Genomic DNA, 26460 nt, shown 5'->3' with positions numbered 1-26460 from the left:
TCGGCGGTATGAGCCAGTCCAGCGAGTACATCACCATCACCCGAGCCGGGGAGAACAACCTCAAGGACGTCACGCTCCGCATCCCGAAGGGCCGGCTGACCGTGTTCACCGGCGTTTCGGGGTCGGGGAAGTCGTCGGTCGTCTTCGACACGATCGCGGTCGAGTCGCAGCGGCAGCTGAACGAGACGTTCACCTGGTTCGTCCGCAACCGCCTGCCGAAGTACGAGCGGCCGCACGCGGAGGCCCTCGAGGACCTCACGCCCGCGATCGTCGTCGACCAGCGGCCCATCGGCGGCCACTCCCGGTCGACGGTCGGCACGATGACGGACGTGTACTCGGTGCTGCGGGTGCTGTTCTCCCGGCACGGCACACCGAGCGCCGGTCCGGCGACGGCGTACTCGTTCAACGACCCGTCGGGCATGTGCCCCGAGTGCGACGGCCTGGGCCGGACCGTACGGCCCGACTGGGACCGCATCCTGGACGCGGACCGCTCCCTCGCCGAGGGGGCGGTCCGCTTCCCGCCGTTCGCCGCCGGGACCTGGCAGGGGCAGGCGTACACCAACAGCGACGACCTGGACCCGGACAAGCCGGTGCGGGAGTTCACCGCCGCCGAGCGGAAGTTCCTGATGCGGGGGCGCCCGGGCAGCAAGGTCACCGTGAACGGCACGGGCGGCACGTGGACCACCGAGTACGAAGGGCTCGCCGACCGCTTCGAACGGCTCTATCTGAAGCGGGACCTGGCGGGGATGAGCCAGAAGACCCGGGACATGGTGCGGGAGTTCCTGGCCGAGGGCGTCTGCCCCGCCTGCCGGGGCGCCAGGCTGAACGAGGCGGCGCTGGCGTCGATGATCGGCGGCCGGTCCATCGCCGACTGCGCAGCGATGCAGGTCACCGATCTCATCGCGGTGCTGCGCGGGATCGACGACCCGGTGGCCGGACCGATCGCCGGGGCCGCCGTCGCCGCGCTGGAGCGGATCGAGACGATCGGCCTCGGCTACCTGAGCCTCGACCGGGAGACGTCCACGCTCTCCGGCGGCGAGGGACAGCGGCTGAAGACGGTCCGGCACCTCGGGTCCAGCCTCACCGGGATGACGTACATCTTCGACGAGCCCAGCGTCGGGCTGCACCCGCGCGACGTCCACCGGCTCGGGGAACTGCTGCTCCGGCTGCGCGACAAGGGCAACACCGTGCTGGTCGTGGAGCACGACCCGGACGTCATCACGCTGGCCGACCACGTCGTCGACATGGGGCCGGGGGCGGGCTCCGAGGGCGGCAGGGTGGTGTTCGAGGGCACGCCGCGGGAGCTGGCCGCCTCGGGCACCCTGACGGGGCGGTGCCTGGGACGGCGTACCGCGGTCAAGGAGGCGGTGCGGGAGCCGACGGGCGAGCTGTGGGTGAAGGGGGCCGACCGGCACAATCTGCGCGAGGTCACCGTGCGGTTCCCGGTCGGTGTGCTCACCGCGGTGACCGGCGTGGCCGGGTCGGGCAAGAGCACGCTGGTCGCCGAGTTCACCGACGCCCACGACGCCGTCGTGGTCGACCAGTCCTCGATCGGCATCTCCGCGCGGTCCACCCCCGCCACGTACCTGGGGATCATGGACACGGTGCGGAAGATCTTCGCGCGGGAGACCGGCGCCGAACCCGGGCTGTTCAGCTTCAACTCCGGCGGCGCCTGCGGGACCTGCGGGGGCCGCGGGATCATGTACACCGATCTGGCCTTCATGGATCCGGTGACGACGACGTGCCCCGCCTGCGAGGGGCGGCGGTTCAAGGACGAGGTGCTGCGGCTGACCGTCGACGGCCGCTCCGTCGCCGATGTGCTGGGGATGACGGCCGAGCAGGCGCTCGGCTTCTTCCACGACACCGGCGTACGGCGCCGGCTGCGCGCGCTGCGGGACGTCGGCCTCACCTACCTCACGCTGGGCCAGCCGCTGTCCACCCTGTCCGGTGGTGAACGGCAGCGGATCAAGCTGGCCACCCGGCTGCACCGTGAGGGGGTGGTGTACGTGCTGGACGAGCCGACGACCGGACTGCACATGGCGGACGTGGACGGCCTCGTCGGTCTCCTGGACCGGCTGGTGGACGCGGGCAACACCGTCGTCGTCGTGGAGCACAACCTCGATGTCGTCGCACGCGCCGACTGGGTGATCGACCTGGGCCCGGGCGGCGGACGGGACGGCGGCCGGGTGGTGTTCGAGGGCACACCGGCCGAGTTGCTCGTCGCCGAGGGGTCCTTCACGGGGGAGCACCTGCGGCGGGCCGGCCGGTGAGGCCGGTTACCGGTGGGTCATTTCCTGGCCGCCGGGGTGGCCCGGCCGGGATTCGCGCTGCATGATGGCTGCGCCGACGTCCGAGGGAACCGGGCCGGCCACGGACGCCCTCGGTGCGGCCGGAACCTGTCCCATCCCATACGGAGTCACGCTCGTGCCCAGCAAGAAGGCCCTCGTCCGCCGCCCCTCCCCCCGTCTGGCCGAGGGGCTGGTGACGCACATCGAGCGGGAGGGCGTCGACGTCGACCGCGCGGTGGAGCAGTGGGAGGCGTACACAGAGGCGCTGCGCGCCCACGGCTGGGAGACGATCGAGGTGGACCCGGCCGACGACTGCCCCGACTCCGTGTTCGTGGAGGACACGGTGGTGATGTACCGGAACGTGGCGCTGATCGCCCGGTCCGGTGCCGAGTCGCGGCGCGCGGAGACCCTCGGCGTCGAGGAGGCCGTGGCGTCCCTGGGCTGCTCGGTGAACTGGGTCTGGGAGCCGGGCACGCTGGACGGCGGCGACGTCCTGAAGATCGGCGACACGGTGTACGTGGGCCGGGGCGGGCGCACCAACGCGGCCGGGGTGCGGCAGGTGCGGGCCGCGTTCGAGCCGCTGGGAGCACGGGTCGTGGCCGTGCCGGTCGCCAAGGTGCTGCATCTGAAGTCCGCGGTCACGGCGCTGCCGGACGGGACGGTCATCGGGCACATCCCGAACATGGACGCGCCGTCGCTGTTCCCCCGCTTCCTGCCGGTGCCTGAGGAGTCCGGGGCGCACGTGGTGCTGCTCGGCGGGGACAAGCTGCTGATGGCGGCGAGCGCGCCGAAGACCGCGGAGCTGTTCGCGGACCTCGGGTACGAGCCGGTGCTGGTGGACATCGGCGAGTTCGAGAAGCTCGAGGGCTGTGTGACATGCCTCTCGGTGCGCCTGCGGGAGCTGTACGCCTGACCGGCGGTCCCCTCACCCGTACGGCGCAACGACCTGCGGCGCCATGCCCGTGCGGGCCGGTACGCCACTCCGGGAGAACCCCGCTGATCAGCGGTCTTTACGGCACTCTTAACCTACGGCTTCGTAACCTACGGGTTCGTAGCCTACGATTCCGTAGGTTCCCGGCCCGCTCGCCGGTCCTTCCGTATGTCACCGTCCCCTGGAGTCACCTGTGTCGATCACTTCTCCCCACCTCGGCAGCCCTTCGGTCTGGACCGACGCCCGGCTGTTGTACGCGCTGGAGGAAGTGGTCGAGAAGGAACTCAACCGGCATCTGAAGGTCGCCAAGGACTGGATGCCGCACGAGTACGTGCCGTTCAGCGACGCCCGTAACTTCCCCGGCTTCTTCGAGGACGGCGAGGCCTGGGACAAGGAGCAGTCGAAGGTCACCGAGGTCGGCCGGATCGCGCTGGTGGTGAACCTGCTGACCGAGGACAACCTCCCCAGCTACCACCACGAGATCGCCACGCTGTTCGGCCGGGACGGCGCCTGGGGCACGTGGGTGCACCGCTGGACGGCCGAGGAGGGCCGGCACGGCATCGTCATGCGGGACTACCTGCTGGCCTCCCGGGCGGTGGACCCGGACAAGCTGGAGCAGTTCCGCATGGCGCACATGAGCGAGGGCTTCGAGTCGGACAACCGGCACTCGATGCTGCACTCGGTCGCCTACGTCGCGTTCCAGGAGCTGGCCACCCGCATCTCGCACCGCAACACCGGTCACCAGTCCGGTGACCCGGTCTGCGACCGCATGCTGACCCGCATCGCGACCGACGAGAACCTGCACATGGTGTTCTACCGGAACCTGCTCAAGGCGGCCTTCGAGATCGCGCCCGACCTCACGATGCAGGCGGTCCGTGACGTCGTCGTGAACTTCCGGATGCCCGGCCACGGCATCCCCGGGTTCGAGCGGGCGGCCGCGCAGATGGCCATCGGCGAGGTGTACAACCTGCGCATCCACCACGACGACGTGCTCCAGCCGGTGCTCCGCTTCCTGAAGATCATGGAGATCGACGGGCTGGGTCCCGAGGGCGTCAAGGCCCAGGAGGAACTGGGCCTGTTCATGGGCGGCCTGGACGCGGAGGCCGCGAAGTTCGACGAGAAGCTGGCGGCCCGCAAGGCACGGATGGCGGCCCGCGGGACGCGCGTCTGAGTCGCGTCGTCCGCCCGGAGGACGCGCCTCGCGGCGCCCGGTGCGAGCTCTGGGGGTCCCCCGACCGAAGGCTGGGGCGAGTGCCGGGCGGACGCCCGCGTACTGGTCGTACTCGGGTGTTCGCCCGGCGCGGCGAGAGGGCGTGCCAGGCTGCCGGGCGTCGCGGGGCCGGCGCCCCTGCGGACACTCCCTAACGGCCCGTGCGGCGCAGTTGCAGGCGTTCCTTTTCCGACAGGCCGCCCCAGACGCCGAAGCGCATGTCGTGGGCCAGGGCGTATTCGAGGCAGGTGGCGCGGATCGGGCAGAGGCCGCAGATGCGCTTGGCGTCGCGGACCGAACTGCCGGGCTCGGGGAAGAAGAAGTCTCCCCCGGTCTGCGCGCACAGCGCGTCCTCCTGCCAGGTCAGGTCGGGCGACGGGAACGTGTCGATGTGCATGACCGGAAGCGTGCCGTACGGCGAAAAACGTTCGATCAACGCCGGATCAACGCAGGACCCGATGGGCCCTCCGTGACCGCATGATGATGACGGCGCGGGATCCGGCGCGCACGGCGGCGCGCCGGTGCGTCATGTCTCGCGCGGATCGCCCCTGAGCACCGCGAAGCGCGCGCCGTACGGATCCTCCAGGCGGGCGAGCCGGCCGACACCGGCGAGCGAGGTGGCGGGCATCCGCACGCCGCCGCCCAGCTCGACGGCCCTGGCGACGACGGCGTCCGGGTCCTCCACCCCGATGTAGGGCAGCCAGTAGGGCTCCCCGGTCCGCGCCTCGACCGGGTCGTCGGCCAGCGGGACCAGCCCGCCGAACATGCCGTCCTCCCCCGTCCCGGCGGGATTGACGGAGGTGTAGACGCCGCCGGGGAAGGTCACCGCCGAGGTCTCCCAGCCGAGGGTGGCGTGGTAGAAGGCGGCGGTGCGGGCGATGTCCGGGGTGTACAGCTCGACCCAGCACAGGGTGCCGGCCTCCCCGGCCGCGTCGAGGCCCTTGCGCCGGGCCGGCTCCCAGATCCCGAAGGAGACGCCCGTCTGGTCGGTGAGGATCGCCGTCCTGCCCTGTTCCATCACGTCCACGGGCGGCATGGCCACGCCGCCGCGGGCCTGCTGGGCGGTCTTCGCGGTGGCGTCCGCGTCGGGGCTCTGGAAGTAGACGGTCCACGCGGGTGGGCCCTGGTCGGGTGTGGTCTGCATTCCGCCCGCCACGATGCGCCCGGCCAGCTCGAAGAAGCCGTAGCCGCCGGCGTCGGGGCCGGCCGAGCGGAACTCCCAGCCGAACAGGCCGCCGTAGAAGGACGCGGCGCCGTCGATGTCCGGGGTGCCGACGTCGATCCAGTTCGGGGCGCCGTTGACAAAGTTGGTGGTGAGCATGGTGCCTCCTCCTCCGGAGAGTCTTCCACCGCCCACTGACAATCGCCGTCCTGAGCACCCGGACGGGTACAGATTTCCTCGCCCCTGGACCCCCGCTCCTCAAACGCCGGAGGGGCTGACTTTCAGCCCCTCCGGCGTTTGAGGAGCGGGGTCCGGGGCGGAGCCCCAGTTTCGGGACGGGAAGGGGCGGCGGGGGCGAATCACCGCCGTGGAACCCTCAAGCGGACGCCCGTCGGATCAGTGTCGTCGGCAGGACGACACTGGAGGGGCCGCCGCGGTCCAGGTCGCGCAGCAGGAGCCGGACCATCAGCCGGCCCATCTCCTCGATGTCCTGGCGGACCGTGGTCAGCGGCGGATCCGTCTGCTCCGCGATCGGCAGCATGTCGTCGAAGCCGACGACCGCCACGTCCTCCGGCACCCGCCGCCCGTGCTCGCGCAGCACCCGCAGGGCGCCCGCCGCCATGAGATCGTTGGCGGCGAACACCGCGTCCAGGTCGGGACGGCGGTCGAGGAGCTCACGCATCGCCCGCTCACCGCTCGCGGGGGTGAAGTCGCCCTCCACGACCAGCCGGGGATCGGTGTCGGTCCTGACGTCCCGGAACCCGTCGAGCCGGTCCACGGCCGAGGTCTGGTCGAGGGCACCGGTGATGTGGGCGACGCGGCTCCGGCCGAGGCCGATCAGATGCCGTACCGCGTCACGCGCGCCGCCCCGGTTGTCGCTGTCGACGTAGACGACACCGCCCCGGCCGCCGTTGAAGTCGGGCCGGCCGCCGAACACGGCCGGCAGCCCGGCCCGCTGGATCAGTTCGGGCAGCGGGTCGTCGATGTGGAGCGAGAACACCAGCGCGCCGTCGACATGGCCGCCGGCGAGGTAGCGGCCGACGCGGGCGTGGTCGTCGCGGTCCTCGGTGAGCAGCAGGACGAGCTGGTTGTCGTGGGCCGTCAGTTCCTTGCTGATGCCGCGCAGTTGCCGGGCGAAGAAGGGGTCGGCGAAGACCCGGGTCTCCGGTTCGGCGACGATGACGGCGATGGCGTCGTGCCGCTTCGTCACCAGGCTGCGGGCGGCCTGGTTGGGGACGTACCCGAGTTCTTCCACCGCCTGCCTCACCCGCTCGGCCAGGGGTGCGCGCACCCCGTCGGAGCCGTTGACCACGCGGGAGACCGTGGCCCGGGAGACCCCCGCCCGGGCGGCCACCGCCTCCAGCGTGGGGCGCGGCACTGTCTCGGTCACTTGGGCGCTCCTCACCTGCGGCTGCGGGAAAGGATAGCCCCGGCCCGCCCACCGGCGAGAGCGCCCGCCGACCATGTCCGGCGCGGTCAGTGCTCGTGCGTCGGCTCCTCCTCGGAGGCGGGTGCGTGAGCGTGCTCGTGCGGGTCGTAGCCTGGGATTGTGCCGTCCGGTTTCTTCACCAGGAACAGGCCGACCATGCCCATGTCGGAGTGGCTCTGGACGTGGCAGTGGTACATCCAGGCGCCCGCTCCGACCCCCTCCCCCGCGATGATCTGGAAGCCGAAGGAGTCGGCCGGGCCGCAGATCTTGTTGTCGATGACCTGGCTCGGGTCGTCGGGGCCGGTGAGCATGCCGGTGCGGTTGTCCGCCCAGCGGTGACCGTGCATGTGGAAGGTGTGGTAGTACTCGCCGTGCGTGATCATGACGATCTCGACGCGATCGCCCACGGTGGCCTCGAAGTTCGGTCCGCTGTGGGCCGGTTTGTTGTTGATCGACATGTCGTTGAAGACGATGGTGTGCGTGGCGTCCGGCAGCACGTCGTCCTTGCGGCGCACGATCACCGGGCCGTACAGCCCGTTGCGGACACCGCCGGTGCCGTGCGCCGTGCCCACGACGTGGTCGTGGTAGTGCCAGTAGCCGGCGCTGCCCGCCCGCCAGGTGCCGTCGGAGCGCCGGCCGGGCTTGTGGGTGCGCCAGGTGTAGGTGCGGGTGGCGCCGGGCTGGACGTCGCTCTTGTTCTGCTTGGTGCCGTCGCTGGAGATCTCGTAGTCCAGGCCGTGGACGTGCAGGCTCACCGGCACGTCCATGGTGTTCTCGAACTCGATGTGCAGCGTGTCGCCCTCGTTGAGCTCGATCAGCGGGCCCGGGATGGACGCCTTGCCCTTCTCGAAGCCGTAGCCCATCTGTCCGCCGTCCAGCCGCTCGGCGTACATCTTGATGCGCCGCACCTCGCCCCCGGCGGGCGCGGTCCTCGCGGGCCTGGCCGCGCTCACGGCCTCGGGCGCGATGGACAACGATGTCGCGACGGCCGCGCCGCCCAGGAGTACCCGCCGGTTGAAACCGCGTCTGTCCATGCCGAACTCCCCACGTGGCTGTCATGAACCTGTGAAACCGTAGCGGCCGCCCGGTCGTTTATCCACACTCAGGACAAAGTTTGGTTCATTGCTGCGATAGGTATTGGCGTCTGGCGCAAAGAGGTCTAGCTTCCTTGACGCTGTTGCTGCGACCGAGGAGGGGTGGGTGGTCACGTGCGGTCCACATCGCATCAAGAACCCATGCGCTTACGAGGGTTGAGCACGAGAAGCACCGCAGGCGCACGAAGGACGAGAACGAGACGACGTGTCTGGGCGGCCACCGTGACCGCCGGTGTCGTCGCCGCCGGACTGCTGTCGGGTCCCGCCGCCAGCGCCCGCACGGCTCCGGATCCGTCCCTGACAACGATGTCCATCAAGTCGCCCCCGGGCGGCGCGAACGTACGTGTGCTGCTGTTCCACGGTTCGGCGGCCGGCGGTGACGAGTCGCCCCTGGTGAACGCCGGGATCGCGGCGATCGAGAGGATAGGGCTGTCCGGCCCGGCGGACCAGCGGTTCGCCGTCACCGCCACCGACGACGCCTCGGTCTTCACCAACGCCAAGAAGCTCGGCCGCTTCAACACCGTCGTGTTCCTGACCGGCGGCGGGGACGTCCTCGACCCGGACCAGGAGGCGGGCCTGGAGGCGTACATGGAGGCCGGCGGCGGTTTCGTCGGTCTGCACGACGCGGCCCGCGCGGAGCCGTACTCGGACTGGTTCACCGGTCTGATCGGCGCCCGCCCGGCCGCCTCGAGCCCCGACAAGGTGCAGCGGGCGACCGTGGAGGTCGGCGACCGGGCGCATCCGGCGACCAAGAGCCTGCCGCAGCAGTGGAAGCGGCTCGACAAGTGGCTCAACTGGGTGGAGAACCCGTCCGGCGACGTGCACACGGTCGCCAGGGTGCGCGAGACCACGTACGCGCCCGGTACGAGCGCCAACGGCTGGGACCATCCGGTCAGTTGGTGTCGTGACTACGACGGCGGCCGGTCCTTCTACACCGGCATGGGCGGCACGGTGTCGTCGTACGACGAGACCGACTTCCGCGACCACCTGCGCGGCGCCCTGCTGTGGACCACCCGGCTGGTGCGGGCCGACTGCAAGGCCACGATCACCGGCAACTACAAGGCGGAGCGGCTGACCCAGCCCAACCAGCCGGGCCAGAACGACCAGATCGGCGAACCGCACGGACTGGTCACCGCCCCGGACGGCCGGGTGTTCTACATCGGCCGGGGCGGCGCCGACGCCTCGCAGCCCGTGGTCACCGACTGGAACGACCCCGATATCGGCAAGGGCAAGGGCGAGATCCACGTCTACGACCCGAAGACCAAGAAGGTCACCCTCGCCGGCGCGCTCACCGTCTTCGGAAACAAGGGCGGCGGCGACGAGCTGAGGAAGGTCGAGGAGGGCCTGCTCGGCATCGAACTCGACCCGGCGTTCGAGGACAACGGGTGGGTGTACCTGCACTACACGCCCCACTCCGAGATCAACCGGGACACCCACATGGCCGAGCGGCGGGTCTCCCGCTTCACGCTCGACCAGGCCACCAACAAGCTGGACCTGGCCGGCGAGAAGGTGCTGCTGAAGTGGCCGGTGCAGATCCACAGCTGCTGCCACGCGGGCGGCGGGATGGCCTGGGACTCCAAGGGCAACCTGTACATCGCCACCGGTGACAACAACTCCAGCGGCTTCAGCGGCGGTTACTCGGGCAACAACCCCGAGCCCAACTTCAAGGGCGTGTCCTTCGCGGACGCGCGCCGCACCGCCGGCAACACCAACAACCTCAACGGCAAGATCCTGCGCATCCACCCCGAGCCGGACGGCACGTACACCCTCCCCGAGGGCAACCTGTTCACCGGCAAGGAGACCGCCGAGGGCGGCGGGAAGACGCGCGGCGAGATCTATGTGATGGGCGTGCGCAACCCGGCGCGCATCTCCGTCGACAAGGAGACCGACGTCCTCTACGCGGGCTGGGTCGGCCCGGACGCCGGCTCCCCGTCGCCCACCTGGGGTCCGGCGAAGTACGACACGTTCGCGGTGATCACCGAGGCGTCCAACCGCGGCTGGCCGTACTGCATGGGCAACAAGCAGCCCTACCGCGACCGCAATCTGCCCGATCCGTCGAAGCCGCTGGGCTGGTACGACTGCGACGCCCCGAAGAACGAGTCGCCGAACAACGACGGTCTGGTCAATCTGCCGCCGGTGACGGGCAACAACATCTGGTACTCGCCGCAGGGCGGCGGCCCCGACTTCCCGCGCGACGAGAACGGCATCCCGTCGTACGAGCAGAGCGAGGCCACGTACCAACTGCCCTGGCTGAAGGGCGGTGGCCAGGCCGCGATGAACGGCCCGGTCTACCGCTACGACGCCGACAGCGCCAGCGACGTCAAGTGGCCGGCGTACTGGGACGGCAAGTGGTTCGTCGGTGACTTCTACGACGCCGACCAGCCGCGCAACGCGGTGCTCATGGACCCGAAGACCCAAGGCGACGGCGGTCTTCCGGTGCACTCGGAGTCCCTGAAGAAGATCGTGCCGGTCGGCAACGACGGCATCAAGAACCTGATGGGCTGGAAGTTCGGCCCGGACGGCGCGCTGTACGTCCTCGACTACGGGCGCGGCTTCTTCACCTCCGACGCCAAGTCCGCGCTGTGGCGGGTCACCTACACGGGCGGCGGGCCCACCCCGGCCGCCGGTCAGCTGGCGAGGAAGGCCGAATGAGACCAGTGATACGGAAACGACGCATGTGGGCCGGCCTGCTGGCCGCCCTGCTGATGGTGCTCGGCCTCCAGACGACGACGTCCGCGGCCGGAGAGTCCGGCTCCACGGCCGGCGAGGCGGCGGCGGAGCAGGTGCTCACCTGGACCGCCGGTGACAGCATCACCGAGTACACGTCCGCGCCGACGACCGCGGTGGCCGGCCCGGCGACCATCGTGTTCGAGAACAGCGCGGCCACCGGCAACACCACCGGAATGCCGCACACGCTGACGTTCGTGACCTCCGACCCGGAGTTCAACAACGACGTCCAGCTGAACATCCTGGCCAATCCGGCCGACGCGCAGGGCGGCCGGCACACCGCCGAGGTGACGCTCACCCCGGGCCGCTACTTCTACCACTGCACCATCCCCGGCCACGGCGAGATGCAGGGCATCCTGACCGTGACCGAGGGCGGCGGTGAGGACACCACGGCGCCCGAGGCCACGGCGAGGGTGACCGGCTCGCAGAACGACAAGGGCGAGTACGTCGGTTCGGCGAGCGTGACCCTCGAGGCCACCGACGAGGGCTCGGGCGTGGACCGGATCGAGTACGCCATCGGGGCCGACGGCGCCTGGCTGCCGTACACCGCCCCGGTCGTCGTCGACCAGGTCGGCGCCCACACGGTGCGCTACCGCGCCCTGGACAAGGCGGGCAACGTCTCGGCGGAGAAGAGCGTCGCCTTCACGGTCGTCCCGCCGCCGACGGACGACACCACCGCGCCGGAGACCTCGGCGACGGTGGACGGCGAGCGGAACGACGACGGTGCCTACATCGACATGGCGACGGTCACCGTCACCGCGTCCGACACCGGTTCCGGCGTCAACACCATCGAGTACGCCATCGGGGCCGACGGTGCCTGGCAGCCGTACACCGGCCCGGTGATGGTGCACGAGGTGGGCACGCACACCGTGCGCTACCGCGCCACCGACAAGGCGGGCAACGCGGCGGCGGAGAAGAGCGTGGAGTTCACGGTCGTCGCCGCTCCCCCGCAGGACACCACCCCGCCGGCGACCGGTGTGACCGTGGAGGGCACCAAGAACTCCGACGGCGCCTACGTCGGTGACGCCACCGTGACCATCAGCGCCGACGACGGACACGGCGGTTCCGGTGTCGCGGGCATCGAGTACTCCCTCGACGGCGGGCCGTACCTGGCCTACACCGGGCCCGTGGTCGTCGACCGGGCGGGCCGGCACACGGTCGCGTACCGGGCGAGCGACAACGCCGGCAACACCTCCGAGCCGCTCACGGTGAGCTTCACGGTCGTGGCGGACGGCGGGGTGCCCGCGCCCAACTGTCCCGAGTACGACGAGCGGTTGACGGTGATCGTCGGCACGGTCGACTCGGGCGTGCCGAACCGGGTCACCAACAACCGCTGCCGGATCGGCGAGCTGATCGAGGACGAGAAGGAATGGACCTCGCAGGCGCTGTTCCTGAAGCACGTGCAGAGCGTGCTGGACGACCTCAAGGCGGAAGGGGTCATCGACCAGCGGGAGTACCGGGCCATCAACAAGGCGGCCCGCCAGTCCGGCATCGGCAGGCCCGGCCAGACCGAGGGCTACCGCAAGATCCTGGACGGCAGCGAGGAGTCGTTCGCCAAGTGGGAGCAGGTGGGCGGCGGTTCGTTCGCGCTGAACCCGGACGGGTCGATCACCTCCGGCACCACCCGGGGCGGGCTCGGCATGCTGTGGTTCCCCGAGCGCAAGTACGGCGACTTCTCGCTGAAGCTCCAGTGGCGTGACGACGCCCCGGGCACGGGCAACGCCAACTCGGGTGTGTTCGTGCGGTTCCCGGAGATCCACGACCACCCGGAGGAGCCCCGGCCGGAGTGGGCCGCCATCAAGTACGGTCACGAGATCCAGGTGTTCGACTCGCCGACCGGCGACATGTACAAGACGGGCTCTGTCTACGGCTTCGACCGGGTGGGCCTGGCCGGCGCGGGCGTGACGCAGAAGGGCACCTGGAACGACTACGAGATCCGCGTGGTGGACCAGCACTACTCGGTCTACCGCAACGGTGTGCTGATCAACGAGTTCGACAACACCGGCGGTCAGCTCTTCGAGCCCCCGCGCTCGGACGACCCGGGCACGGACGGGCGGCGGTTCGCCTCCGGCTACATCGGACTCCAGGTGCACGGCACGACGGACGTCGTCTCCTACCGGGACGTCCGGATCAGGGAGCTGTAGACCCGGCGGGTCAGGAGGCCGAGGGCTTCGGCTTCCTGGCCCGGCTCGGCTGCACCCGGCTGGGCTCCCCCGGCATCTTGGGGTACTCGGGCGGGTACGGCAGATCGCCCAGGCCGTGGTCGTGTTCGTCGCGGCGGGCGAGTTCGAGCAGGGGCTCCAGTGAGAACGCGTGATCGTCCATGTCCGCGTGCACATCGCCGAGTTCGGCGAAGCGCGCGGGCATGGTCGTGATGTCGAAGTCCTGCGGATGCGCCACCCCGACCTCCTCCCAGCGCAGCGGCGCCGAGACGGGGGCGTGCGGGCGGGGGCGTACGGAGTAGGCGGACGCGATGGTGCGGTCGCGGGCGGTCTGGTTGTAGTCGACGAAGATGCGCTCCCCGCGCTCCTCCTTCCACCATTTGATGGTGACCCGGTCCGGCATCCGGCGTTCCAGCTCGCGGCCGACGGCGATCGCGGCCCGCCGCACCTGGGTGAAGGTCCAGCGCGGCTCGATGGGCACGAACACGTGCAGGCCCCGGCCGCCCGAGGTCTTGGGCCAGCCGCGCAGTCCCCCGAACTCGTCGAGCACGGCGCGCAGTTCACCGGCGGCGCGGGCGGCGTCGTCGTAGTCGGTGCCGGGCTGCGGATCGAGGTCGATACGGAGTTCGTCGGGATGGTCGACGTCGTCGCGCCGCACCGGCCAGGGGTGGAAGACGAGCGTGCCGTACTGGGCGGCCCACACCGCGGCGGCCTCCTCGGTGGGGCACATCTCGTCGGCGCTGCGGCCGCTGGGGAAGGTGATGTGCGCGGTGGGGATCCAGTCGGGCATGCCCTTGGGGGCGCGCTTCTGGTAGAACCACTCGCCGGTGATGCCGTCGGGGTAGCGCTGGAGGGTGGTGGGCCGGTTGCGGAGGGCGCGCAGCAGGCCGGGGGCGACGGCCTGGTAGTAGCGGGCCACGTCGAGCTTGGTGTAGCCGCGCTCCGGGAAGAAGACCTTGCCCGGACTGGACAGCCGTACGGTCCGGCCGCCCACTTCCAGTTCCACCGCTTCCGCCATGCGAGCCACGGTAGGCGTACCCGGCACGGCTCGCACTCCGTGCGGCGACGCATGTGAGCGCGCAGAATCGGAGCATGGATCTGCCGGTGATGCCGCCCGTGAAGCCGATGCTCGCCAAGTCCGTGGCGAAGATCCCGCCCGGCATGCTGTACGAGGCGAAGTGGGACGGGTTCCGGGCGATCGTGTTCCGTGACGGGGACGAGGTCGAGCTGGGCAGCCGCACGGGCAAGCCGCTGACCAGGTACTTCCCCGAGCTGGTGGCGGCGGTGCGGGAGCGGCTGCCGGAGCGGTGCGTGATGGACGGGGAGATCGTGATCGCGCGGGAGGGGCATCTGGACTTCGACGCGCTCACCGAGCGCATCCATCCGGCGGACTCGCGGGTGCGGATGCTCGCCGGGCGGACCCCGGCCTCCTTCGTCGCCTTCGATCTCCTCGCGCTGGGGGACGAGTCGCTGCTGGGGGTTCCACAGGGGGATCGGCGGGCACGGCTGGCCGGGGTGCTGGAGGGGGTGCGTCCGCCGGTGCATCTGGCGCCGGCGACGACCGACACCGAGGTGGCGCGGGGGTGGTTCGAGCAGTACGAGGGAGCGGGCCTGGACGGGGTGATCGCCAAGCCGCTGGACCAGCGCTACCGGCAGGACGAACGGGCCATGTTCAAGATCAAGCACGAGCGCACGGCCGATGTGGTCGTCGCCGGGTACCGGTTCCACAAGAGCGGCCCGGTGGTGGGCTCGCTGCTGCTCGGGCTGTACGACGACCGGGGCCGCCTCCAGCACGTCGGCGTGTCCGCGGCCTTCGCGATGAAGCGGCGCGCGGAGCTGGTCGAGGAGCTGGAGCCGCTGCGGATGGACGACGTGGCGGACCATCCGTGGGCCGCGTGGGCGGACGAGGCGGCGCACGAGACGGCGCGATTGCCCGGTGCGCCGAGCCGCTGGTCCGGGCGGAAGGACCTGTCGTGGGTGCCGCTGCGGCCGGAGCGGGTGGCCGAGGTCGCCTACGACCACATGGAGAACGGGCAGCGTTTCCGGCACACCGCCCGTTTCCGCCGGTGGCGGCCGGACCGCACCCCGGAGAGCTGCACCTACGCGCAGTTGGAGGAGCCGGTCCGCTACGACCTGGCCGAGATCCTCGGCAGCCCTTGAGTCAGGGCTGCATCAGTACCTTGACGGCGCCGTCCCGCTTGTTCTGGAACATCTCGTAGGCCTCCGGTGCCTCGGCGAGCGGCATCCGGTGGGTGGCGAAGTCGTCGACACCGAGCGGGTCCTCGTCGGTGAGGTAGGGGATGATCTCGTCGCTCCAGCGGCGTACGTTCGCCTGGCCCATCCGCATCTGGATCTGCTTGTCGAAAAGGGTGAGCATGGGCATCGGGTCGGCCATGCCGCCGTAGACGCCGACGATCGAGATCGTGCCGCCGCGGCGCACCATCTCGATGGCGGTGTGGAGGGCGGCGAGCCGGTCGACGCTGAAGCGTTCCGCCATGGGGCCGCTCAGTTTGCGGGGCAGTACCGCCGAGACGTTCTGCACCATGCGGGCCGCGGCACTGCCGTGCGCCTCGGTGCCGACGGCGTCGATCACGGCGTCGGGGCCGCGGCCGTCGGTCTGGTCGCGGATGGCGGTGACCAGTTCCTTCTCGTCGTCGAAGGACCGCAGGTCGAAGGTCTCGACGCCCCGCTCGCGGGCCCGTTGCAGCCGTTCCGGGACCAGGTCCACTCCGAACACCCTCCCGGCGCCCTTGACCTGGGCGACCCGGCAGGCCATGTCGCCGATGGGGCCGAGTCCGAGGACGGCGACGCTGCCGCCCTGCGGGACGCCGGCGTAGGCGACCGCCTGCCAGGCGGTGGGCAGCACGTCGGAGAGGTAGACGAACCGGTCGTCGGACGGCCCCTCGGGCACCTTGATGGGCCCGTACTGGGCCTGCGGGACCCGCAGGTACTCGGCCTGGGCGCCCGGCACCGCTCCGTAGAGCCTGGTGTAGCCGAACAGGGCCGCGCCCATGCCCTCGGCGCTGATCTGGGTGGTCTCGCACTGGGTGGGCAGTCCGGTCAGGCACATCCAGCAGTTGCCGCAGGCGATCTGGAAGGGCACCACGACCCGGTCGCCGACCTGGAGGTCGGGCACCGCCGCGCCGACCTCCTCGACGATCCCCATCGGCTCGTGGCCGAGGATGTCGCCCGGGGTCATGAACGGGGTGAGCACCTCGTACAGGTGCAGATCGGATCCGCACAGTCCGGTGGAGGTGATGCGGATGACCGCGTCCGTCGGTTCCTCGATCCGTGGGTCGGGCACGTTCTCCACCCGTACGTCCCGCTTCCCCTGCCAGGTCAGTGCCCTCATTGCCGCGCGCTCCCTCCGTGCCGGCCGGTGTGTCGCTCGTGCGGTGGCCGCCCGGGTACCCGAGCGGCCGGATGCCGAACCGCGGGTCGCTGAGCCGATCGGCGGAACATGTCGCGCCGGACCACCGCTGATCAGGTATGGCCAGCGACGATCAGAAAAGCGCACAATCAAGACACCGGATGATATGAGGCAGGCGCGGTGGCAGCGGTGGGCACGGAACGAGGGGCGCGCAGACGGCGTGGCACGGGGGCGCGAGTGGTGCTGGCCGCCGTGCTGGCGGCCGGTCTGGTGGCGGGGTGCACGGTGGCGGACGGCCCCGATGACGACGGGCGCGGAGCGCCCCGGCCGTCTCCGACGGAGTCACGGGAGACCCGGCCGGGCGAGCCGCAGCGCCCTCCGGTGCTCGCCGTGAAGATCGACAACGCCCCTGCCGCGCGGCCCCAGACGGGCCTGGGCGACGCCGACGTGGTGTACGTCGAGCAGGTGGAGGGCGGGCTGAGCCGGCTGATGGCGGTGTACGCCACCCGGCTCCCCGAGTCGGTCGGACCGGTGCGCAGCGCCCGCGAGTCCGATCTGGAACTGCTGCGCCAGTTCGACCGGCCGGTGCTGGCCTTCTCCGGGGCGCAGGGCAGGCTGCTGCCGCGGATCGAGCGGGCACCGCTGGAGGCCGCCACACCCGAGTCGGTGTCCGGTGCGTACGTCCGTGGGACCGGCCGGGCCGCTCCGCACAACCTGTATCTGCGACCGGGACGGATCATGGACGAGGCGCCCGGGGAGGAGTCCCTCACCACCGGCTTCCGCTACGGCCGGCCCCCGGCGGACGGCAGGCCCGAGGACGAGCTCACGGTGCGCTACCCGGCGGCCCGCTTCACCTTCACCTGGTCCGACGCCCGCGACGGCTGGCTGGTCTCGATGGACGGCGCCACGGCACCCACCGGGGAGGGCGAGCGGGCGGCGCCCGCGACGGTGGTCGTGCAGTACGTGACCGTGCGCCGGTCCGGGTTCCGGGACTTCCTCGGCAACAACACCCCGTACACCGAGACGGTGGGCTCCGGACGGGCCACCGTGCTGCGCGACGGACGCGCGTACGAGGCACGCTGGGAGCGTCCGGCCGCCGAGGACGGCACCTCGTTCACCACCGAGCGGGGCCGGCGGATGAACTTCGCGCCCGGTCAGGTGTGGGTGGTGTACGCGAACGCGGACTGAGCACCGGTCGCCCGGATCAGTGCGGGGCGGTCAGGGAGGGGGCGGGGTCGCGCAGCCCCTCGGCGGCGTCCGCCACGCGCCGGATCAGATCGATGAACACCGCCCGCTCCTCGGGGTCGAGCGGGGCGAGGAGGACCTGGTTCATCCGCGCGGTGCGCACGGTGAGCCTGCGGTGCGTGCGCACACCGTCGTCGGTGAGGCGCAGCAGGAAGCGGCGGCCGTCCTGCGGGTCGCGGACCTTGTCCAGCAGTCCGCGCCGGATGAGCCGGCCGATCACCTCGGCGACGGTCGAGCGGTCAAGACCGACCCTCTCCCCCACCGTGCGCTGGTCCAGCCCGGGCTCGGCGACGAGCGCGTTGAGGACCGCGAACTGCGGCGAGGTGATCTCCTCGGAGACCATCGTGTTCCACAGCAGGTAGTGCGCCTGCTGGAGCCGCCGGGCCAGGTGCCCGGGATGGGTGGTGAGGTCCACCGCGGCCATGTGCGCTCCCACGGTCGTTTTCGTTGGTGCACGGAACAGTACCCCGGCCGGCTCGACTCCTTTCCCCATCCGCGAGGTGCGATTTTCCGGGCCATTGACGCTCCCTGTCTCTCGATGGCAGCGTGGGGCCACCTCGTGGAATTACTCAGTGCCCTGACCAACTCGGTCGGGTCGCCTGGAAGGGATGAGGTTCCTCGGATGGACAAGGTGGTCGCCTCGGCTGCGGAGGCGGTGGCTGACGTGCCGGACGGCGCGTCGCTGGCGGTGGGCGGCTTCGGCCTCAGCGGTGTGCCGAACGTACTCATCCAGGCGCTGTACGAGCGGGGCGTCGACGGCCTGTCGGTCGTCTCGAACAACTGCGGGGCCCTGGAGTCCGGGCTCGCGGTGCTGCTGGCGGCCGGCCGGATCGCCCGGGTGACCGGCTCCTACATCGGCGCGAACAAGGAGTTCGCACGGCAGTACCTGGCCGGTGAGCTGGAGGTGGAGCTGATACCGCAGGGCACGCTCGCGGAGCGGCTGCGCGCCGGGGGCGCCGGCATCCCGGCGTTCTACACGCCGGCCGGGGTGGGCACCCAGGTCGCCGAGGGCGGTCTGCCCCGGCGCTACGACGGCTCCGGCGGGGTGGCTCTGGCCTCCCCCGCGAAGGAGGTACGGGAGTTCGACGGCACGGAGTACGTGCTGGAACGCGGCATCCGCACCGACTACGCGCTGGTGCGGGCGGCCAGGGGCGACCGGCACGGCAACCTGGTGTTCGGCAAGTCCGCCCGCAACTTCAACCCCCTGGCCGCGATGGCGGGCCGGGTGACGGTCGCGGAGGTGGAGGAACTGGTCGAGCCCGGCGCGATCGACCCGGACGCGGTGCATCTGCCGGGCGTCTTCGTGCAGCGGGTGGTCGCCCTCACACCCGAGCAGGCGGCGGACAAGCCGATCGAGCGGCGGACGGTGAGCAACTGATGGCCTGGACACGGGAGGAGATGGCGGCGCGGGCGGCCCGGGAACTGAGCGACGGCCAGTACGTCAACCTCGGCATCGGTCTGCCCACCCTCATCCCCAACCACCTCCCGCCCGGTGTCGAGGTGGTGCTGGAGAGCGAGAACGGCATCCTGGGCACCGGTCCCTACCCCACCGAGGACACCGTCGACCCGGACCTGATCAACGCCGGGAAGGAGACCGTCACGGTCCTCCCGGGCGCCTCCTTCTTCGACTCGGCGCTGTCGTTCTCGATGATCCGGGGCGGGCACATCGACGTCGCCGTCCTCGGCGCGATGCAGGTGTCCGGTCGCGGCGACCTGGCCAACTGGGCGGTACCCGGCAGGCTCGTCACCGGCATCGGCGGCGCGATGGACCTGGTCCACGGCGCCCGCACGGTGATCGTGGTGATGACCCACACCGCCAAGGACGGCACGCCGAAGATCGTGCCGGAGTGCACGCTGCCGCTGACCGGCAAGGAGTGCGTGGACCGGATCATCACCGACCTCGGCGTCCTCGAGGTCACCGCCGACGGGCTCGTCCTCGTCGAGACCGCACCCGGCGTCACCGCCCGGGAGATCACCGCCAGGACCGGAGCCGAACTCACCCTCGGGGAGGGCCTGTCGTGACCGACGCTCTGACGCAAGCCGACATCGACCGGGAGATCGCGGCCGAGCACGCGGCGTACGAGAAGCGGGTCGCCGACGGCGCGCCCGTCGAGCACCACCCGCGCCGCGACTACGCGCCGTACCGCTCCTCGGTGCTGCGCCACCCGAAGCAGCCGCCGGTCGCCATCGACGTCACCCAGGACCCCGAGCTGGTGGAGCTGTCCTCCCCCGCCTTCGGGGAACGGGACGTCACCGAGACCGACAACGACCTCACCCGGCAGCACACCGGCGAGCCGATCGGGGAGCGCATCACCGTCTCCGGCCGGCTGCTGGACCGCGACGGCCGGCCCGTGCGCGGGCAGCTGGTGGAGATCTGGCAGGCCAACTCGGCCGGACGGTACGCCCATCGGCGCGAGCAGCACGACGCCCCGCTGGACCCGAACTTCACCGGCGTCGGCCGCACCCTCACCGACGCGGACGGCCGCTACCGCTTCACCACCGTCCAGCCGGGCCCGTACCCGTGGCGCAACCACGTCAACGCCTGGCGCCCGGCCCACATCCACTTCTCCGTCTTCGGTGCGGCGTTCACCCAGCGGCTGGTGACGCAGATGTACTTCCCCAACGACCCGCTCTTCCCGTACGACCCGATCCTGCAGTCCGTGACCGACGACGCGGCACGGCGGCGGCTGGTCGCGACGTACGACCACAGCCTGTCGGTGCCGGAGTTCTCTCTCGGCTACCACTGGGACATCGTGCTGGACGGGCCCCGGGCCACCTGGATCGAGGAAGGGCGCTGACCACGATGACGAGGATCGACACCACCGGCCCGGACGGCGTGCCGCCCACCCCCTCGCACACGGTCGGCCCCTTCTACGGCTACGCGCTGCCGTTCCCCGGCGGCGAGGACATCGCGCCCGCCGGGCACCCGGACACCGTGACCGTGCACGGGTACGTGTACGACGGCGAGGGCCGGCCCCTGCCGGACGCGCTGCTGGAGCTGTGGGGGCCGGACCCCGAGGGGAACGTGCCGACGGCGGACGGTTCGATGCGGCGGGACCCGGCGAGCGGCGGCTTCCTGGGCCGCAACGGCGTGGAGTTCACCGGCTTCGGACGGATCCGGACGGACGCGAACGGCCACTGGTACGCCCGTACCCTGCGCCCGGGGGCGCGCGGCCGGAACGCTCCGTACCTCAGCGTGTGCGTCTTCGCCCGCGGTCTGCTGGTGCACCTGTTCACCCGGATCCATCTGCCGGGCGACGAGGCGGCGCTGGCGGCGGACCCCCTGCTGTCCCGGCTCGACACCGGCCGCCGCGACACGCTGGTCGCGGGCGAGGAGGGCGACGGCACGTACCGTTTCGACATCCGCCTTCAGGGCGAAGGCGAGACGGTCTTCCTGGAGTTCCAGTGACATCAGCCGATTCCGACACCGGTCTGCTCGCCCCCGGGTGGGCCGGTGCCCCGGCCGCCGCCGAGACGACGGACACGGCGGTCCTGCGGGCGCTGCTCGACGCCGAGGCCGCCCTGACCCGGGCCCAGTCCGCACTGGGCCTCGCCCCGGCGGAGGCGGCGACGGCTGTGGGGGAGGCAGCCGATCCGGACCGGTTCGACGTCGCGTCCCTCGCCGAACAGGCCCGGGGCGGCGGAAATCCGGTGATTCCGCTGGTCGCGGGGCTGACCCGGGCGGTGGGCGAGGAGTACGGCCCGTACGTGCATCGGGGGGCGACCAGCCAGGACATCCTGGACACGGCGATGATGCTGGTCGCCCACCGCACGCTCGGCCCGGTCCTCGCCGACCTCGACCGCTGCGGGCGAGCCCTCGCCGGACTGGCCGCCCGGCACCGCGACACCCCCATGCCGGGCCGGACGCTCACCCAGCACGCCGTACCGACGACGTTCGGGCTGAAGGCGGCCGGGTGGCGGTCGCTGGTGCTGGACGCACGGGACCGGGTGAGGGCGGTACGGGACTCCCTGCCCGCACAGCTCGGCGGCGCGGCGGGGACACTGGCGGGGTTCACGGCGTACGGGGCCGGGGACGCGACCGCGCTGCCGGGTGCGTACGCCCGTGAACTGGGCCTCGTGGAACCGCGGTTGCCCTGGCACACGCTCCGGACACCGGTGGCCGATCTCGCCGGTTGTCTCGCCTTCGCCGCCGGTGCCCTGGGAAAGCTCGCGGCGGACGTCCTCACCCTCTCCCGTACCGAGATCGCGGAGGTCGCCGAGGGCAGCGGCGGCGGCTCGTCCGCCATGCCGCACAAGGCGAACCCGGTCCGCTCGACGCTGGTCGCGGCCGCCGCCCGGCGGGCGCCCCAGCTCGCGGCCACGCTGTACGGCTCACTGGTGGCCGAGGACGAACGGCCGGCCGGGGCCTGGCACGCCGAGTGGGAACCGCTGAGGGATCTGCTCCGTCTGGTGGGCGGTGCCGCCCGGGACGCCGCCGAGCTCACCGAGGACCTGCGGGTGCGCCCGGACACCATGCGTGAACACCTGGGCCTCACCCACGGTCTGATCGTCTCCGAGCGGCTCTCGGCCGAGCTGGCGCCGGTCCTCGGCCGTGCCCGGGCCCAGGAGCTGCTGACGTCGCTGGCCCGGCGGGCGCACGAGGAGGGCCGCGAGCTGGGCGAACTGCTCGCCGCCGAAGTCGAGTTGAAGGAGGTCGACGTCTCCTCGCTCATCGACCCCGCCCGTTGCACCGGCTCCGCCGGTGCCCTCACCGACCGTGCCCTGGAGCGACGTTGACCGACACCCTCCTCAACCACCGCGTCGAAGGCCCCGTCTCCGCTCCCCCGCTGCTGCTGGGCCCCTCGCTCGGCACGTCGTACGCCCTCTGGGACAAGGTGGCGCCCGAGCTGTCGACCGCGCACCGGGTGGTCCGGTGGGACCTGCCGGGGCACGGCGGTTCGGCGGCGGGGCTGATCGGTCCCGGTGCGACCGTCGGCGATCTCGCCGATCTGGTGCTCGCGCTCGCCGACTCGCTCGGCATCGAACGGTTCGCGTACGCGGGTGTCTCGCTGGGCGGGGCGGTGGGGCTGCATCTGGCGGTGCACCGTCCGGACCGGCTCTCGTCGCTGGCCGTGATCTGTTCCTCGGCGCACTTCAACGGCGCCGGGCCGTGGGAGAAGCGGGCCGCGCTGGTGCGGCGCGAGGGGCTGGCCGGGCTCGCGGAGAGCGCCGGCGCCCGCTGGTTCACGTCCGGGTTCACCGTGCCGGAGCTGGTCCGGGACCACCGGGAGGCCGACCCGGAGGCGTACGCCGCCTGTTGTGACGCGCTGGCCGCGTTCGATCTGCGGGAGCGGCTCGCCGAGGTCAGCGTGCCGACGTTGCTGGTGGCCGGCCGGGAGGATCCGGCGACGCCCCCCGAGCATCTGCGGGAGATCGCGGACGGCGTGCCGGACGCCACGCTGGTGGAGCTCCCCGGGGCCTCGCACCTGGCGCCGGCCCAGTGCCCGGAGGCGGTGCTGACCGCGTTGCGGACGCACTTCGGCGGGGGCGCCCGGCTCGGCATGGAGGTGCGCCGGGCGGTGCTGGGCGACGCGCACGTGGACCGGGCGCAGGCCCGGCAGACACCGTTCACCGCCCGGTTCCAGGACTTCATCTCCCGGTACGCCTGGGGCGAGATCTGGACCGACCCGACCCTCACCCGTCGCGAACGGAGCATGATCACCCTTACGGCGCTGGTCGCCCACGGTCACTACGACGAGTTCGCCCTGCATGTCCGCGCGGCCCGCCGCAACGGGCTCACCCCCGAGGAGATCGGGGCGGTGCTGCTCCAGACGGCCGTGTACTGCGGGGTTCCGGCGGCGAACTCGGCGTTCGCGACCGCCCAGCGGGTGCTGGCGGAGGAGGACGCGCAGCCGGACCACCGGGCCTAGGGGGTGTCTCGTCGATCAGGCCGGATCAGCGAGCGGCGTCTGGTGCCGTGCATCGCAAGGCGGAGGAGGGAGTCGATGCGGAGCATCGGCGAGTGACGACAACGCGGCGATGCGCGGTGCCAGACGTCGGGAGCCCGGCATGATCGGCGAGACACCCCCTAGCGCGGTCCCACGGTGGTCCCGAGTTCCTCGGCTGCCCTTCTGGCCAGTCCGTCCGCGCCGCAGGAGCGGGCCAGGGCGAGGCCGCGTTCGAGGTCGGGGACGGAGCGGGCGAGGATGCCGTACTCGACGCGGGCCGCCGCGTGTTCGTACTGGCAGGGCGAGGACTCCAGGTAGGTGACCGCCTGGGCGGCGAGGCGGACCGCGCGCTGGCCGGTCTCCAGGGCGGCGGCGACGCGCAGGGCCTCCCCTATGGCGGTGTCCGTGCCGAGGCGTTCGGCCTTCCGGCGGACGTCGACGGCCAGCCGGGCGGCGCGGGCCGGGTCCTCGGTCGCGAGGGCGCGGGCGAGGTCCGCGGCGCAGAAGACGTGCACGGGGTTGTGGTGGCCGCGGGCCGCGGCCGCCTTCTCGGCCGCCTCCAGCTCGTTGACGCCGTCCTTGGTGCGGCCGACGGCCAGCAGCAGCCGGCCGCGCACGGAGCCCGGGTCGGGCAGTACGACGGTGGTCGGGTAGGGCGGTGCGAAGCCGTGCCGTTCGGCCACCTCCCAGGCCTCGTCGACGTGGCCGCGGGCGAGCAGGGTGTCGACCAGGTTGCAGGTGGCCGTCCAGTACAGGGGCAGTCCGCGGCCGACGCGTTCGGCGAGGCGCAGGGACTCGCGCAGGGAGGCCTCCGCCGCCTCCAGCCGGCCCCGCCTGCGGTGGGCGAGACCCACGTAGGCGTGGGCGAGGACCAGGTGGCCCCCGCTCCAGCCGGCCGTCTCGTAGGCGTGCAGGGCCTCGTTGTAGAGGCTCTCGGCGCGGTCGAGGCGGTCCGTGTAGGCGTAGGAGCTCGCCAGCATCAGCAGGAGTTCGACGCCCCACTCGGCGTCGGTCCAGCCAAGGCCCGGCGCGAGGCGGCCGTTGACGAGGGCGCGGTCGCAGACCTCGACGACCTCCTCGGCGTTCTCGCCGCGCATCATGGCGTCGAAGCCGCGCAGGATGAGCAGCGCGCGTTCGGAGTTGTCGCGGCCGGTGCAGGTGGCGGCGAGTTCGGCCAGGCGCTCGGAGCGGCCGGGCGAGCCGGTCTCGCCGGCGATGAGCCCCTCCCACATGAACCGCACCGCCTGGAGCCGCATATGGGCGGGGCCGGGTTCCAGCCGGGCGGCCTCCGCCTCGACGGTGCGGACGGCCTCCTCCATCTGGTCGTTGTGCAGCAGCGCCTGGGAGAGGCGGACCACGGCGTCCACCCGTTGGTCGGCGTCGAGTCCGGGCATGCCGAGGGCGGCCCGCAGATGGCCGATGGTGCGGGCGGGCGCGGTGAGGAAGGTGGCGCAGCCCAGTTCGTACAGGACGTGCGCGTGGACCTCGGGGCGGGGCGGTTCCTCCAGGGCGCGTTCCAGGCAGCGGCGGGCGGCGTCCGGGGCGCCGACGGCGAGGTGTTCGCGGGCGGCCTCGCGCAGTTGCCGGACGAGTTCCTCGTCGTCGTCCGGGTGCACTTCGAGGAGGTGGCGGGCGGCGGTCGCGGCGCCGCGTCCGGAGTCGGTGACGATGCGGGCGGCGATGCCGTGCATGGCGCGGCGCAGGGCGTCGGGGATGGAGTTGTAGACGGCGGTGGCGATGAGGGGGTGGACGAATTCGAGGTCGGCGGCGCCGGTGCGGCCCGTGACGGGTTCGGGGGTGGTGAGGATGCGGGCGCTGCGCAGGAGTTCGGCGCAGCGGGCGGCGTCGTCGTGGGTCAGGGTGGCGAGCCGGGCCACCAGGTCGACGGTGATGTCGTCGCCGAGGATGGCGGCGGCCCAGGCGAACCGGGTGGCGTCTATGCCGAGTTGTTCCAGGCGGGCGACGAGTCCGCCGCCGCGGGCGGAGCGGTTCAGGTCGCGCAGTTCACCGGCGTGGGCCTCGACGGGTTCGAGTTCGCTGTCCTGGACCTTGGCGAGGAGTTCGACCGTCTCGTAGGGGTTGCCGCCGGTGACGGCCCACACCTCGCGGCAGAACGCGGCGTCGGCGTTCTCGCCCAGGGTGGCGCGGGTGAGTCCGGCCGCGGCGTCCGGGGTGAGGGCGCTGAGGGTGGTGACGGGTCCGTCGGCCGCCGCGGCGACGGCGTCGAGGTGCCGGGCGCTCGCTCCGGAGATCTCGCCGGGCCGGCGGGCGACCACGACGAGGACGGAGAGGTCGGCCAGCCGTTCGGCGAAGGAGGCGAGCCAGTACAGGGTCTCCTGGTCGGCCCAGTGGGCGTCGTCGATCAGCAGCACCAGCGGCCAGTCCCGGCGGGCCAGCCGTCGCACGGCGGCGACCAGGCCCTCGCACACGCCCTGCGGGTCGGCGTGCCGGTCACCGGGGTCCGCTATGCCGAGGGCGGGGCCGGCTATGTCGTACCAGTCGCCGAGGTACTCGCGGGCCTCCTCCGGCAGCATCGACACCAGTGCGGGCTGGAGGAGTTGGCGTACGACGTTGAAGGGGACGGAGCGCAGGGTCTCGCCGCCGCGGGCCGACCACACGGTGCAGCCGCGCCGCTCGGCGATCCGCCGGGTCTCGGCGAGCAGGGCGGTCTTGCCGAGCCCGGCCTCGCCCCGGAGCACGAGCAGGCCGCCCGGCGAGGAACGGTCCGCGCACAGGGTGTCGACGGCCCGCGTGATGGCCGCGACTTCCTCGTCACGCTCCCACAGGGCAGCCGAGGGGGCGGCCGGGGGCCGTACCTCCGTCATCCCGCTACCTCCCCGAGTCGCCCGAATGACGTACAGACATCGAGCGTAGCCGCCCGGCCGCCCGAGCGGTGGCCGCTCACGCGACGTGTTGCCGTGACGGGTGACACCGCGCCACCGGGTCGACGCGTT

21 protein-coding genes are annotated in these 26460 nt (G+C 71.9%); 13 read left to right on the top strand and 8 right to left on the bottom strand.

Annotated features, from left to right (window positions below):
• The first annotated feature begins 8 nt into the window (after positions 1-8).
• The 3 genes from ACZ470_RS09930 (at position 9) to ACZ470_RS09920 (ending at position 4390) form a co-directional block, all read left to right on the top strand.
• Complete coding sequence (locus tag ACZ470_RS09930) at positions 9-2270, top strand: ATP-binding cassette domain-containing protein (protein ID WP_468426136.1); 2262 nt, start codon at positions 9-11, stop codon at positions 2268-2270.
• Positions 2271-2424: 154 nt separating this feature from the next.
• Entirely contained in the window at positions 2425-3201 is a 777-nt protein-coding gene (ddaH, locus tag ACZ470_RS09925; RefSeq protein ID WP_468426134.1) for a dimethylargininase, read from the top strand.
• 211 nt (positions 3202-3412) lie between these two features.
• Entirely contained in the window at positions 3413-4390 is a 978-nt protein-coding gene (locus ACZ470_RS09920; RefSeq protein WP_468426132.1) for an acyl-ACP desaturase, read from the top strand.
• A 190-nt stretch (positions 4391-4580) separates the two neighbouring features.
• Here the strand turns inward: ACZ470_RS09920 and ACZ470_RS09915 are convergent, their stop codons facing one another.
• The 4 genes from ACZ470_RS09915 to ACZ470_RS09900 all read right to left on the bottom strand — a co-directional run bounded on the left by ACZ470_RS09915 (position 4581) and on the right by ACZ470_RS09900 (position 8054).
• Positions 4581-4826, bottom strand: coding sequence for a WhiB family transcriptional regulator (locus ACZ470_RS09915; RefSeq protein WP_468426130.1), 246 nt, complete (start codon positions 4824-4826; stop codon positions 4581-4583).
• Between the two features lie 129 nt (positions 4827-4955).
• Positions 4956-5750, bottom strand: coding sequence for a VOC family protein (locus tag ACZ470_RS09910; protein WP_468426128.1), 795 nt, complete (start codon positions 5748-5750; stop codon positions 4956-4958).
• A 217-nt stretch (positions 5751-5967) separates the two neighbouring features.
• The gene (locus ACZ470_RS09905; protein ID WP_468426126.1) at positions 5968-6981 is read right to left on the bottom strand and encodes a LacI family DNA-binding transcriptional regulator; all 1014 of its coding nucleotides are present in this window, start codon (positions 6979-6981) and stop codon (positions 5968-5970) included.
• A gap of 86 nt (positions 6982-7067) precedes the next feature.
• The gene (locus ACZ470_RS09900; protein ID WP_468426124.1) at positions 7068-8054 is read right to left on the bottom strand and encodes a multicopper oxidase domain-containing protein; all 987 of its coding nucleotides are present in this window, start codon (positions 8052-8054) and stop codon (positions 7068-7070) included.
• 201 nt (positions 8055-8255) lie between these two features.
• Here ACZ470_RS09900 and ACZ470_RS09895 point away from each other — a divergent pair, with 201 nt between their 5' ends.
• Complete coding sequence (locus tag ACZ470_RS09895) at positions 8256-10766, top strand: ThuA domain-containing protein (RefSeq protein WP_468426123.1); 2511 nt, start codon at positions 8256-8258, stop codon at positions 10764-10766.
• A gap of 23 nt (positions 10767-10789) precedes the next feature.
• Positions 10790-12985 (top strand): OmpL47-type beta-barrel domain-containing protein, encoded by a 2196-nt coding sequence (locus tag ACZ470_RS09890; RefSeq protein WP_468426313.1) that lies wholly within the window; start codon positions 10790-10792, stop codon positions 12983-12985.
• A 10-nt stretch (positions 12986-12995) separates the two neighbouring features.
• Here ACZ470_RS09890 and ligD read toward each other — a convergent pair whose 3' ends face one another.
• Positions 12996-14021 (bottom strand): non-homologous end-joining DNA ligase, encoded by a 1026-nt coding sequence (gene ligD / locus ACZ470_RS09885; RefSeq protein WP_468426122.1) that lies wholly within the window; start codon positions 14019-14021, stop codon positions 12996-12998.
• A gap of 74 nt (positions 14022-14095) precedes the next feature.
• Here ligD and ACZ470_RS09880 point away from each other — a divergent pair, with 74 nt between their 5' ends.
• Positions 14096-15163, top strand: a complete 1068-nt coding sequence (locus ACZ470_RS09880) for an ATP-dependent DNA ligase (protein ID WP_468426120.1) — start codon at positions 14096-14098, stop codon at positions 15161-15163.
• A gap of 1 nt (position 15164) precedes the next feature.
• On the opposite strand, the gene ACZ470_RS09875 is transcribed toward ACZ470_RS09880, so the two are convergent.
• Positions 15165-16355, bottom strand: a complete 1191-nt coding sequence (locus tag ACZ470_RS09875) for a zinc-dependent alcohol dehydrogenase (protein ID WP_468426119.1) — start codon at positions 16353-16355, stop codon at positions 15165-15167.
• 198 nt (positions 16356-16553) lie between these two features.
• Here ACZ470_RS09875 and ACZ470_RS09870 point away from each other — a divergent pair, with 198 nt between their 5' ends.
• A complete protein-coding gene (locus ACZ470_RS09870) occupies positions 16554-17561 on the top strand; it encodes a DUF3048 domain-containing protein (RefSeq protein WP_468426117.1) in 1008 nt (335 codons plus the stop codon).
• A 16-nt stretch (positions 17562-17577) separates the two neighbouring features.
• Here the strand turns inward: ACZ470_RS09870 and ACZ470_RS09865 are convergent, their stop codons facing one another.
• Positions 17578-18042: a MarR family winged helix-turn-helix transcriptional regulator gene (locus ACZ470_RS09865; RefSeq protein WP_468426116.1), complete on the bottom strand. Its 465-nt coding sequence runs from the start codon at positions 18040-18042 to the stop codon at positions 17578-17580.
• 198 nt (positions 18043-18240) lie between these two features.
• Between ACZ470_RS09865 and ACZ470_RS09860 the strand changes: the two genes are divergently transcribed.
• Genes ACZ470_RS09860 through pcaDC form a run of 6 tightly spaced genes read left to right on the top strand, consistent with a single transcriptional unit; the run spans position 18241 to position 23488 of the window.
• The gene (locus ACZ470_RS09860) at positions 18241-18996 is read left to right on the top strand and encodes a CoA transferase subunit A (RefSeq protein ID WP_468426114.1); all 756 of its coding nucleotides are present in this window, start codon (positions 18241-18243) and stop codon (positions 18994-18996) included.
• Positions 18996-19640 (top strand): CoA transferase subunit B, encoded by a 645-nt coding sequence (locus tag ACZ470_RS09855; RefSeq protein WP_468426112.1) that lies wholly within the window; start codon positions 18996-18998, stop codon positions 19638-19640. The genes ACZ470_RS09860 and ACZ470_RS09855 overlap by 1 nt, the downstream gene beginning before the upstream one ends.
• Positions 19637-20416 (top strand): protocatechuate 3,4-dioxygenase subunit beta, encoded by a 780-nt coding sequence (pcaH, locus tag ACZ470_RS09850; protein ID WP_468426110.1) that lies wholly within the window; start codon positions 19637-19639, stop codon positions 20414-20416. The genes ACZ470_RS09855 and pcaH overlap by 4 nt, the downstream gene beginning before the upstream one ends.
• Before the next feature lie 5 nt (positions 20417-20421).
• Positions 20422-21027 carry a protocatechuate 3,4-dioxygenase subunit alpha gene (pcaG, locus tag ACZ470_RS09845; protein WP_468426108.1) on the top strand — a complete coding sequence of 202 codons (606 nt, stop codon included), beginning with the start codon at positions 20422-20424 and terminating at the stop codon, positions 21025-21027.
• The gene (gene pcaB, locus ACZ470_RS09840; RefSeq protein WP_468426107.1) at positions 21024-22355 is read left to right on the top strand and encodes a 3-carboxy-cis,cis-muconate cycloisomerase; all 1332 of its coding nucleotides are present in this window, start codon (positions 21024-21026) and stop codon (positions 22353-22355) included. Before pcaG ends, pcaB begins: the two co-directional genes overlap by 4 nt.
• A complete protein-coding gene (pcaDC, locus tag ACZ470_RS09835; protein WP_468426105.1) occupies positions 22352-23488 on the top strand; it encodes a bifunctional 3-oxoadipate enol-lactonase/4-carboxymuconolactone decarboxylase PcaDC in 1137 nt (378 codons plus the stop codon). Before pcaB ends, pcaDC begins: the two co-directional genes overlap by 4 nt.
• Positions 23489-23646: 158 nt before the next feature.
• Here the strand turns inward: pcaDC and ACZ470_RS09830 are convergent, their stop codons facing one another.
• Positions 23647-26331 (bottom strand): ATP-binding protein, encoded by a 2685-nt coding sequence (locus ACZ470_RS09830; protein WP_468426103.1) that lies wholly within the window; start codon positions 26329-26331, stop codon positions 23647-23649.
• Positions 26332-26460 lie beyond the last annotated feature (129 nt).

The sequence above is a fragment of the Streptomyces sp. NPDC031111 genome (assembly GCF_055570675.1).
This window is presented reverse-complemented; position numbering and strand designations above follow the sequence as displayed.